This is a genomic window from Pseudomonas sp. CCC4.1 (assembly GCF_035019225.1).
GTDB classification, from domain to species: Bacteria; Pseudomonadota; Gammaproteobacteria; order Pseudomonadales; family Pseudomonadaceae; genus Aquipseudomonas; species Aquipseudomonas bubulae.
In genome coordinates this window covers 15672-27223 of the sequence record NZ_JASJWL010000064.1, presented here as the reverse complement: position 1 = coordinate 27223, position 11552 = coordinate 15672, and the positions used below count along the sequence as shown (strand labels likewise).

Annotated in this window: 10 protein-coding genes; 5 read left to right on the top strand and 5 right to left on the bottom strand. The window is 58.0% G+C overall.

Features of this window, described 5'->3' with window-relative positions; genetic code table 11:
* Positions 1–108: 108 nt before the first annotated feature.
* From QN377_RS19505 to rfaD, 3 genes are all read left to right on the top strand, one after another.
* On the top strand, positions 109–2553 hold the full coding sequence (locus QN377_RS19505; protein WP_322213141.1) for a TonB-dependent siderophore receptor: 2445 nt from the start codon (positions 109–111) through the stop codon (positions 2551–2553).
* Positions 2554–2620: 67 nt separating this feature from the next.
* Positions 2621–3397 carry a class I SAM-dependent methyltransferase gene (locus QN377_RS19500; protein ID WP_322213140.1) on the top strand — a complete coding sequence of 259 codons (777 nt, stop codon included), beginning with the start codon at positions 2621–2623 and terminating at the stop codon, positions 3395–3397.
* 71 nt (positions 3398–3468) lie between these two features.
* Positions 3469–4458, top strand: coding sequence for an ADP-glyceromanno-heptose 6-epimerase (rfaD, locus tag QN377_RS19495; protein WP_322213139.1), 990 nt, complete (start codon positions 3469–3471; stop codon positions 4456–4458).
* 64 nt (positions 4459–4522) lie between these two features.
* On the opposite strand, the gene tal is transcribed toward rfaD, so the two are convergent.
* The 3 genes from tal to ccoN form a co-directional block, all read right to left on the bottom strand.
* Positions 4523–5446: a transaldolase gene (gene tal / locus QN377_RS19490; RefSeq protein WP_095002385.1), complete on the bottom strand. Its 924-nt coding sequence runs from the start codon at positions 5444–5446 to the stop codon at positions 4523–4525.
* Positions 5447–5601: 155 nt separating this feature from the next.
* Positions 5602–5832 (bottom strand): hypothetical protein, encoded by a 231-nt coding sequence (locus QN377_RS19485; RefSeq protein ID WP_095018850.1) that lies wholly within the window; start codon positions 5830–5832, stop codon positions 5602–5604.
* Positions 5833–5889: 57 nt separating this feature from the next.
* A complete protein-coding gene (ccoN, locus tag QN377_RS19480; protein ID WP_296301505.1) occupies positions 5890–7317 on the bottom strand; it encodes a cytochrome-c oxidase, cbb3-type subunit I in 1428 nt (475 codons plus the stop codon).
* Between the two features lie 337 nt (positions 7318–7654).
* Here ccoN and QN377_RS19475 point away from each other — a divergent pair, with 337 nt between their 5' ends.
* A complete protein-coding gene (locus QN377_RS19475) occupies positions 7655–8323 on the top strand; it encodes a DUF3313 domain-containing protein (RefSeq protein ID WP_095018852.1) in 669 nt (222 codons plus the stop codon).
* Between the two features lie 171 nt (positions 8324–8494).
* Here the strand turns inward: QN377_RS19475 and QN377_RS19470 are convergent, their stop codons facing one another.
* Complete coding sequence (locus QN377_RS19470) at positions 8495–9913, bottom strand: DUF1254 domain-containing protein (RefSeq protein WP_322213137.1); 1419 nt, start codon at positions 9911–9913, stop codon at positions 8495–8497.
* A 9-nt stretch (positions 9914–9922) separates the two neighbouring features.
* Complete coding sequence (locus QN377_RS19465; protein WP_095026960.1) at positions 9923–10714, bottom strand: hypothetical protein; 792 nt, start codon at positions 10712–10714, stop codon at positions 9923–9925.
* Between the two features lie 255 nt (positions 10715–10969).
* Between QN377_RS19465 and tpx the strand changes: the two genes are divergently transcribed.
* Complete coding sequence (gene tpx, locus QN377_RS19460; protein ID WP_095002391.1) at positions 10970–11470, top strand: thiol peroxidase; 501 nt, start codon at positions 10970–10972, stop codon at positions 11468–11470.
* The last annotated feature ends 82 nt before the right edge of the window (positions 11471–11552 follow it).

The window sequence follows — 11552 nt, the reverse complement described above, 5'->3', positions numbered from 1 at the left end:
AGATGTGTATAAGAGACAGCGCTCCCACAGCGCAAATTTCTTTGCGGGTTTTCGGCTGGCCTTCGACAGATAGGCATAAGACTTATCCATTGCAGGAGCCCCGCGCCAATGTCCCGTGTTTTTCGCAACCCTTCATTGCCTCCCCGCAACCGCCTGGCCATGGCCTTGCATATCGTTTTACTGTGCACCGTGGCGCAGCCGCTATCGCTGGTCAGTGCTGCGCCCTTGAGTGTTCAGCGCAGTTTCGACGTGCCCGCTAGCACGCTTGAAGATTCACTGAACCGCTTCGCCCAGCAGGCCAATATCTCCCTGCCTTATGACCCGGCGCTGGTGCAAGACAAGCAGGCGTCAGCCCTCAAGGGCCGCTTTGATGTGCCCCAGGGCTTGCAGCAACTGCTCAAGGGCAGCGGTTTGACGGCCACCGAAGGCGCCAGCGGAGTCTGGACCCTATACCCACTGACTTCCGCCAATGTGGACGGCCAGTTGCAATTGCAAGCCACCAGCGTCACGGGTTTGGCGTTGGGCAGCACCACTGAGGGCAGTCACTCCTACACCACGGGTGAAACCAGTACGGCGACCAAGTTGCCGCTTTCGCTGCGTGAAACGCCGCAATCGGTGACGGTCATTACCCGTCAGCAAATGACTGACCAAGGTTTGGGCAGTATCGCTCAGGTATTGGCGCAAACCCCCGGCATCACCGTGGTGCATGACGACAGCGAGCGCTACAACTTTTACTCTCGCGGTTTCACCCTCGATAACTTTCAGTACGACGGTGTGCCGACCTCGGATTTCACCACCAATACCAATGGCCTGGGCATGCGTGACATGGCCATTTACGATCGCGTAGAGGTGGTGCGCGGTGCCACCGGCTTGATGAGCGGTGTGGGTAGCCCGTCGGGGGCCGTGAACCTGGTGCGCAAGCGTCCCACCAAGGAGTTTCAGGGCTATGTATCAGGCAGCGGCGGCTCATGGGACCGCTATCGCAGCGAGCTGGATTTGTCCGGGCCGCTGACGGAAAACGGCGCACTGCGCGGACGTGTCGTCGCCGCCCACGAAGATGGCCGTTCCTTTATCGATCGCTATTCCTCGACCAAGGACGTGTTCTATGGCATCGGCGAAGCGGATTTGACCGACGACACCACTCTGTACGCCGGTATCGACTATCAGCGGATCAATTCCAACGGCTCGAGCTTTGGCCAATTGCCGCTGTATTACAGCGATGGCAGCCGCACCCATTTCAAGCGCTCGATGAATCCCGCCGCCAAGTGGGCGTATGCCGACAGTGAAAGCACCAAGTATTTCGCCGGTGTTGAACAGCGTTTTGCCAACGACTGGCTGCTCAAGGTCGAGGCCAGCCACTGGAAGGGCAACACCGAGCAGTTGCAGGGCAACCTGGTGGGCTGGGGGCCTTTTCCGGACAAGGCCACCGGCCAGGCGCAGTTCATGAGCGGGAGCAAAACCTTCGAAATCAATACCGATACACTGGACGCCTATGCGACCGGGCCGTTTGAGCTGTTGGGGCGTACCCATGATCTGGTGGTGGGGATGAACGTCAGTGACCGGCGCACGGACTACCTGGCAATGAATGCCGATGACCTGACCGTCAACTACGAAAACTGGAACAATGACGCGCCGCGTCCTACTGATCTGAGCCAGGGGTTGAAGCAAAAGTACAAAACCAAAGAGTCGGCAGCCTACGCAGCATTGCGCCTCAAACCTGTGGACGACCTGTCGATCATCCTGGGAACCAGGGTAGTGGACTACGATCGCAAAGGCACAATGACCTATAACGCGGCGCAAACTGTGCCAACCACGGATAACAGCAAAAAAACCGGGAAGATGATTCCTTATGCCGGGATCGTCTACGACCTGAACGAAAACCACTCGGTCTATGCCAGCTACACGGATATCTTCACGCCGCAAAGCTACTTCGACCGTGACGACAAGGTTCTGCCGCCGATGACTGGCCAAAGCTATGAAGCGGGTCTGAAGTCCGAGTATTTCGGCGGGGCGCTGAACACCAGTTTTGCCCTGTTCATGATCAAACAGGACAACTACGCCGAATACGATGGTGTGCGGGATGATGGCCAGGATGCCTACAAGGCAATCAGCGGTACCAAGACCAAGGGCATCGAGGCCGAAATATCCGGCGAAATCATGACCGGCTGGCAATTGCTGGCGGGCTACACCTACGCCCAGCCACGGGACAAGGACGGCAAGCGGATCAACAGCAACCACCCTGAGCAATTGTTCAAACTGGCCACCAGCTATCAACTGACCGGCGACCTCAAAGACCTTAACGTGGGCGGCAACCTGACCTGGCAGGGCTCGACCTACAGCGAGCTGGATTCAACAATCAAGACCGAAGCCAAGGAAGGCAGCTTTGCCGTGGTCGGCTTGATGGCCCGCTATGACATCACCAAGAACCTCAGTGCGTCAGCTAATTTAAACAACGTTTTCGATCGTGAATACCTTAGCGGTTACGGTTTGTACTCGACTTATTACTACGGTGACCCGCGCAACCTGATGCTGGGCATGAAGTACCGTTTCTGACGAGGTTTTCATCTCGCGTGTGCCCTGGGTCGACTATGGTTAAAAACCACGAAATCGGAGGCTGGCAATGAGCGATACCACCATCCATAAGGCAGCAGCAGATGGTTACAAGCAGGGCGCCGACAACTATGTGCGCGGGCGCCCGGATTACCCGGCGGGTGTGACCGCATGGTTGTCCGAAACCCTTGGCCTGGGGCCCGGGCAAACCGTGCTTGAAGTTGGAGCCGGTACCGGCAAGTTCACCACGCGCCTGTTACAGACGGGCGCGCGGGTGATTGTGGTCGAGCCGGTGCAGGCCATGCTCGACAAGCTCTCCAGCAGCTATCCGCAAGTCGAAACCCATCAAGGCACTGCCCAGGCCATTCCTCTGGCCGATGCCAGTGTCGATGTGGTGGTGTGCGCGCAGGCTTTTCACTGGTTCGCCACCTCTGCAGCGCTGACCGAGATTCATCGCGTGCTCAAGCCTGGCGGGCAACTGGGGCTGATCTGGAACCTGCGCGATGCCAGTGTGCCGTGGGTGGCGCAACTGGATGCGCTGGTCAATCAGTGGGAAGGTGATGCCCCGCGCTTCTATACCGGCGCGTGGCGTCAGGCATTTCCTCATCCGGGTTTTGGCCCTTTGCGCGAGCAGAAACTGAGCCATTCCCACGACGGACCGGTAGAAGACGTAATCTTCAATCGGGTGCGTTCGACCAGCTTTATCTCGGCTCTGATACCGGCCGAGCGTGATCGGCTGGAACAGCAACTGGCGGCTTTTGTCGCCTCGCATAACGCGTTGAATCACGGTGGCACCGTCAGCGTGCCGTATGTCACGTCGGCATTTGTCACCCGCAAGGACGCTTGACCTGCATCAATGCTGACGCGTCGCACAGGCATAGCCTGAGCTCAACTCATGTTCCAAGGAGGTAGCCATAGATGAGCATCATCGTGACCGGAGCTGCCGGGTTTATCGGCAGCAATCTGGTGAGGGCCCTGAACCGACGCGGCGAGCGCGACATCATCGCCGTCGACGACCTGACTGACGGCGACAAGTGCCGCAATCTAGCTGACTGCGATATCGCTGATTACTTCGACAAGCGTGAATTCGTACAGCGCTTTACGACCCATCAACTGGGCGAAGTGCGTGCCGTGCTGCATCAGGGCGCCTGTTCCAGTACGGTAGAAAGTGATGGCCGGTTGATGATGGACAACAACTACCGTTACAGCTGCGACCTGCTGCAAGCCTGTCAGGAACAGTCGGTACCTTTGCTGTATGCCTCTTCGGCGGCGGTCTACGGCGCGAAACGGGAGTTTCGTGAAGCCCGCGAGTACGAGCAGCCTCTGAATGTCTATGCCTACTCCAAATTCCTCTTCGACCAGCGGGTACGCCAGTTGCTGCCCAGGACGCGCAGCCAGATTGTGGGCTTGCGCTACTTCAATGTGTACGGCCCCCGCGAACAGCATAAAGGGCGCATGGCTTCGATGGTCTGGCACTGTTTTAACCAGTATCGCGATCATGGCCATGTCGAGTTGTTTGGCGAGTACGGCGGCTACCCGGCGGGCGGGCATGAGCGCGATTTTGTCTCTGTGGAGGATGTGGTCAAGGTCAATCTGCATTGGCTGGACCATCCGCAAACCAGTGGTGTTTTCAACCTGGGCACTGGGTGCGCGCGGTCATTCAATGACCTGGCACTGGCGACCATCAACAGTGTACGCGCTGCCGAGGACAGGCCGCCCCTGACCCTTGAGACGGCCTTGCTGGACGGAGTGTTGCGGTATTGCGAGTTCCCTGACGGGCTCAAGCACAAGTATCAGGTGTACACCTGCGCAGATCTCGGGCAGTTGCGCGAAGCGGGGTATCGCGAGCCAATGCTTGGGCTGGAGGAGGGCGTGCAGAGCTATTGTGCAGGGCTTCTTGCATCTTAGGTCGTGGGAGCGAGCCTGCTGGCGAAGGGCATTTCGCTAGCAGGCTTGCTCCCACAAAATGAAGTTATTTACCTGACAGCAGTGCTTCCAGCTTTTCCTGGTCACGGGCGAATTGGCGGATGCCTTCGGCCAGTTTTTCGGTGGCCATGGCATCTTCGTTGGAGGCCCAGCGGAATTGTGCTTCGTTCAGGCTCAGGCGTGGTTCGCCTTTATTGCCCGGAGCCAGTTTGCGTTCCAGTTTGCCGTCGTCCAATGCCAGTTTTTCCAGCAGGTCGGGGCTGATGGTCAGGCGGTCGCAGCCGGCCAGCTGTTCGATCTGGTTAAGGTTGCGAAAGCTCGCGCCCATCACCACGGTGTTGTAGCCGTTGGCCTTGTAGTAGTTGTAGATGCGGGTCACGGACTGCACGCCCGGATCATCGGAGCCGGTGTAGTCAATGCCGGTGGACTTCTTGTACCAGTCGTAAATCCGACCCACGAACGGCGAGATCAGGAACACCCCGGCATCGGCACAGGCAGCGGCCTGGGCAAACGAGAACAGCAGGGTCAGGTTGGTTTGAATGCCGTCCTTTTCCAGTTTCTCGGCAGCGCGGATGCCTTCCCAGGTCGAGGCCAGCTTGATCAGCACGCGGTCGCGACCTACACCGGCCTTGTCGTAAAGCTCGATCAACTGGTGGGCTTTTTGCAGCAGGGCAGGCTCGTCGAACGACAGGCGGGCGTCGACTTCAGTGGAAATGCGCCCCGGAATCACATTCAAGATACCGCTACCCACAGACACCGCGAAGTGGTCGCAGGCCTGACCTACATCACCTTTGGCGTGGCTGATGGCGTTTTGCAGCAGTTCTGCGTAGCCGGGCATCGCGGCGGCCTTGAGCAGCAGCGATGGGTTGGTGGTTGCATCCACGGGTTTGAGGCGGGTAATCGCGTCGAGGTCGCCGGTGTCTGCGACCACGGTGGTGAACTGCTTGAGTTGTTCCAGCTTGGAAGTCATGAGCGTCTCTGTCGGAAAGGTATTAATGGCAGTACAGATTGAGTGCGTCTTCGATCATTAGTTCGTTGAACGGTAAGTGGCAGAATGCCGTTGAATACGCCCGCAGTGCAACTAATGGTGCAGATTTAATCTGTCGCAGTGCCATTACCCTGCTTTCACAGGTCGAGCGTGCCCCATCCCGGCTTGCGCAGCTCTGGTTCGGCGGTCTGCACGGCGTTGACGGTTTTGCCGGTGGCCAGCTCGACCCGGCGTGCTACTTCCGGGTCATCGGCAAAGGGAATCAGGCTGGCGTCGTCGAGGTCGTTTTCGGTCTTGTGTTTCAGGCACCAGCCTACGGCAAAGTAAAGGCTGATAACCGCGGCGCTGTTGAGGGCGATGTCGAGCATGGGCAAGGTTCCTTGCTGTAGGGTACCGCAGGCCCTGGGGCCTGCGGTGCAGCGTGGTCAGGCGATGTGTGCGCTCAGTTCGGCCTGCTTGAGGTTGCCTGCACGCACCGTTCGCCAGACGTTCCAGGCCATGAGCAACATGCCGCAGAGGAAAAACAATCCGCCCACCAGGCGAACCACGAAGCCCGGGTGGCTGGCCTGCAACGATTCCACAAACGAATAAGTCAGCGTGCCGTCATCGTTGATAGCTCGCCACATCAGACCCTGGGTGATGCCATTGACCCACATCGAGGCGATGTAGAGCACCGTGCCGATGGTGGCCAGCCAGAAGTGCAGGTTGATCAGGCTGGTGCTGTACATTTGCTCGCGGCCGAAGATTTTCGGGATCATGTGGTACAGCGCACCAAAGGTGATCATTGCCACCCAGCCCAGGGCACCGGCGTGGACATGACCGATGGTCCAGTCGGTGTAGTGGGAGAGGGCGTTGACGGTCTTGATCGCCATCATCGGGCCTTCAAAGGTCGACATGCCGTAGAACGCCAGGGACAGCACCAGAAAACGCAGGATCGGGTCGGTGCGCAATTTATGCCAGGCGCCCGAGAGAGTCATCATGCCGTTGATCATGCCGCCCCAACTGGGTGCCAGCAGGATGATCGACATGGCCATGCCCAGAGACTGCGCCCAGTCGGGCAAGGCGGTGTAGTGCAAGTGGTGCGGACCGGCCCAGATATAGAGAGTGATCAGTGCCCAGAAATGCACAATCGACAGGCGATAGGAGTAGATCGGCTTGCCAACTTGTTTGGGCACGAAGTAGTACATCATCCCCAGAAAACCGGTGGTCAGGAAGAAACCTACGGCGTTATGCCCGTACCACCACTGCACCATGGCATCGGTAGCGCCGGAGTACACCGGATATGATTTAAACCAGTCCACCGGAATGGCCAGGTGGTTGACCACATGGAGCATGGCGATCACCAGGATAAAGGCGCCAAAAAACCAGTTGCCGACATAGATGTGCTTGCTTTTGCGGCGTACCACCGTGGTGAAAAACACGATGGCGTAGGCCACCCATACCACCGTCAGCCAGACTGCGCCGGTGAATTCGATTTCGGCGTATTCCTTGGTTGTGGTGTAGCCCAGGGGCAGGGTGACCAGCATGATCACGATCACCGACTGCCAGCCCCAAAAAGTGAAGGCTGCGAGTTTGTCCGAATACAACCGCACCCCGCAGGTACGCTGTACGGCGTAGTAGCTGGCGGCAAATTGCGCGCTGCCGGCAAAGCCGAAAATCACCAGGCTGGTATGCAGCGGGCGCAGGCGGCCGAAGGTGGTCCAGGGCAGGTCGAGGTTCATCTGCGGCCAGGCCAGTTGTGAGGCGATCCACACGCCCATGGCCATGCCGACAACGCCCCATACCACGGTCATGATGGCGAATTGGCGGACGACCTTGTAGTTATAGGCCTGCCCGTTCAGTGCTGTGCTCATGCTCAAGTCTTCCACGGTTCAAAGTCCTGCCAGGCCTCGTGGTCTGGCGCAGGGGGAACTTTAGGAATCAGGGCAAAAACAAAACAGATTCAGAAAACGAGAATTAATGCAGATCACAATTTTGCGCTGGATCAGGCGAATATTTACCCATCTGATCTGGTTTTAGAGTGTTTCTTGACAGCCAAATAGAACTGAGCTGTAAAAAGTATGCCGATGTGTATTGAGCATTCGATCACAATCGCTGTCGGATCAATTCGGGTTCTGCGGCGATTGTTCAATGCTTGGCTATACCTATAGGGCGCGTTTCTACGGCTGCGCCCCCTACAGGAGCTACAGAATGAAGCTTGGTCTAATGATCGGTACGTTGTGCATTGCATCAATCGGGATGGTCGGTTGTGCGAGCAAGGTCCAGCAACCTGACGAATATTCCGGATTCTTGAAGGATTACAGCCGCCTCAAAGAGGCCAAGTCGCCCTCTGGTGCTGAGGTGATGCGCTGGATTGACCCCAAACTGAAGCCAGGACAGTACACCAGCGTGTATATCGAGCCGACCCAGTTATATCCGGCGCCAAAACCGACAGAAAAGATCCCGCAAAGCACCCTCAATGGTATTACCCAGTATTACGACCAGGCGCTCAAGCGCGAACTGAGCAAATCATTGCCACTGGCAAGTGCCCCTGGGCCGGGCGTGATTGTGGTGCGTGCAGCCATCACTGCGGTGAGCAGTGAAACCGAAAGCCTGGCACCGTATGAGTACATTCCGGTAGCGCTGGTGGCGGCTGCGGTGAGCACAGCGTCGGGGATCCGCGACCAGGAAACCCAACTGGCCACCGAGGCGGTGTTTATCGACGGGAAAAGCCAGGATGTAGTGGCCCAGGTAGTGCGCAAGGGCACAGGCAAGCCCCTGGCCAATGCCAGCCAGGCGATGAAGGCCGATGACGTGAAAAACGTGATCGATACCTGGGCTTCGGACTTGCATCAGTCGTATTTGAAACTCAACAAGTAAACGTACCCGGTGTAGCCGCCAGACCCGGATATTGCGTAGCAGCTGACGAGCGGAGTGAGGCTGCGTTCGGCGGTGTAGCCGTCGTAGAACCTGAATCCAAGGTTCTACGACCATACCGTGCACCCTGGCATTACGAAGGCCGCACTACGCGGACGCAACCTTCGGCAGCTGCTACGGAGCTGTTTGGCTAACCACCGGCGTTAGCAAGGGCATTTTCCATGCACCGCTGGCGACCTCGGGCTTGGGCATGTAAGTGCGCAATACACCATAAAACGGTCCGTCAGGTGCTGGCAGCCAGTTGTTTAGCCACTCCCCGGTGGGCGGCTGGTTCTGCACATACAGAGTCAAGCTGCCATCAGCGTTGCGTTTGAGATCTGACAGCATGCGCGAGTTGATCAGGTAGCGATTGATCGGGTTTTCGACCAGCAGTTTGGTTTTGCCGTCATACATTGTCAGCGACCAGAACGCATTGGCGGGCGGCAGTGCATCCTTGTTGAAATGCAGGGTGTAGCGATCCCTGGAGGCGTCGGCAGGGTGCTGCTGATTGTCGACGAAGTAACCGATGTAATTGGCCTCCGCGGCCGAGTTGCCGAAAATCCCCATATTGGCGCCCGCATAGCGGTACAGGTAATTGTTGTTCAGGTGTTCGCGGGAGCCGAACAGGTCACCGCTAGTGATTTTATGGGTGTCTACCTTGTCATGCTTGAATTGTGCGAACTCGGCTTTGCCTGCCGCAATTCCATCCTCCAGTGAAGTGCGCTGCTCAAGGGTCAGTTCATTGAGGTTGAAGGGCTGGCCCGGTTCAATCCCGATTTTCCTGAAACGCTCGCGCAATGCCGCTTCGCTGGGCTGGGGCTGGGCAAACGCGAGCATGAAACTCAGGTACCTGAACAGCTCGGGGCTGTCGCTCATATCGGCAACAGGTGCGGGCCAGTCCACGGCGGGCGCCGCAGCTGGCGTGGGTTTGCCCAGGAACTGGCTCAGGGGCCGGACCTTGTAACCGCTCTGGATGTGCTTGACCTTGGCCAGGTCTTTGTCATCGAACAACTGGGTGCGGTACAGGCCGTAGGCAATGGCACTCTCGCTGGGAATCACGGCGTCGATACCGGCCGGTTTTTCCCCTGTCCAGCCAGGCCCGGCGATCATGTAATTGCCGCCTTTATTGCCTGTGGTGCGGGTGCCCAGGTACGCGAAGTTTTGTGTGTACAGGTCGATCAGTTGCGTCGAGTAGTAGCGGCCGTCCTCGATGGCAGGCAGGGTCAGAACCAGCGGCTCTGCACGCAGGTCCATCCACAGGAATGAGTAGGGCGTGTCCGAGTTGGGCGTCACGAATGCGGTATCCCTGGGGGTAAATACCATGGCGGTATTGCCGATTTCATTGAACGGCGCCTTGAAGTTTTTGCCCTGCGTGTCCACGGCCTGGGTGTAGAGGGTCTTGTACATTTCCACCACGGGGAAGCCGTACAGGTAGGCCTCCCTGGCGATGCTGGCAGCCTCGGTGGGTGAGGCACTGAAATTGATGGCGTCAGCATTGCCCGCCCCCAAGGAGAGGCAGGCAGCGAGCAGACAGGCGGGTTGCTTTATGTGCATGGCAGGTTCCTATTTTCCGAAGGTGACGTTGATCCCGGCAAACAGGGTGAACTGGGGCAGGTCGTCGCCCTTGCGTTCCACGGTCCATTGCGGCTCAACGAAGGCATTGAGGATGTTGCTTCCGGCTTTCCAGGCCTTGCCCACGCCCAGCCCGACGGGGATGTAGTGGGTGTTGTTTTTCAGGTCCCAGGTCCAGGTGCCGGTGGAGCGCAAATACCACCCCTTGGGCAGGTTGTGGATGATAAAGGGCTGGAACGTGGCGCTCTCGACATGCTGGCGGTCGCTGTCCCCGGCAAACGAGCTTTGATACTGCACCAGTGCGCCCAGCAGGCCCCGTGGCGAAGCATCGATGGCAATGGCCGCCAGGCCGGCTTGCCACTTGCCGGTGCCCAGTTCGTCATGCTCGGCAGTGGGTGCGGTTATCTGCGGGCCAATGCCCAATTGCACGCCTTCGGTTTTGAGCAGGAAAATATCGAACAGGTTGAGGTCGCCGATCCCGCTGCTGTAGCCACCGTGCGGGTCTGGACGGGTGCTGACCGGAAGCGTCACGCGCAACAGTTGCGGTACACCGATAACGTCGTTGGGTGCCACGGGCAGGGCGCCGCGCAGCAGGGCGTCATTGGTGTGGATATTGCTGTCGTACACCTGCGGCGTGTAGTAGTCCTGCAGATTGACCCCCGGGGCCAGATTCAGCGGGTTGTTGCTCTTGTTGGCGGTCTCGGCGTTATCTGCCAATGCATCGGCAGCCGGGTACAGGGCCAGGGTGAGCAACAGACTTGAGGCAAGGCGAGTGATGGGCATGCGATCCTGTTCCTTGGGCGCTAGCCATGTACGCTAGCAGTTGGCAGGGAACTGGCGCTTATGTCGGGGCTATTTCCGTCTTTTTTGCGCACCCGGGCACAAAAATACAGCTAATAACTGCGGTGCATGGCGCCTTGTAGGAATCGTCTTTTAGTGCCGCAGAGCATAAGATTTTTTGTTCGATCCATAGGTCAGCCCGGCTGATTCATGTTTAACTTCGGCCTCTTCAACAACCTGTCAAAAAGGACATCGTTCATGGCTCAAGTGACGCTTAAAGGCAACCCTGTTCAAGTCAACGGCGAATTGCCTGCAGTAGGTTCCAAGGCACCAGCGTTTTCGCTGGTTGCGGGTGATTTGTCCGATGCAACACTGGCGAGCTTTGCCGGCAAGCGCAAAGTGCTGAACATCTTCCCAAGCGTTGATACGCCAACCTGCGCTACTTCGGTACGCAAATTCAACGCCGAAGCCAACGCTTTGCCGAACACCGTTGTGCTGAACATCTCGGCTGACCTGCCATTCGCCCAGGCCCGCTTTTGCGGCGCTGAAGGCCTGGAAAACGTGCAAAACCTGTCGACCCTGCGCGGCCGCGAGTTTATCGAGAACTACGGCGTGGCAATCGCTGATGGCCCGTTGGCCGGCCTGACTGCCCGTGCGGTGGTGGTGCTGGACGAAAACGACAACGTGCTGCACAGCGAGCTGGTTAAAGAAATCGCTGAAGAGCCAAACTACGAAGCAGCCCTGGCTGTTTTGAAGTAAGTCGTACTGCAAGACCTGAAGCGGCCTGGCACCTAAAGTGCCAGGCCGTTTTTTTTGTACGGCCTGTTGATCGGTGGGAGCG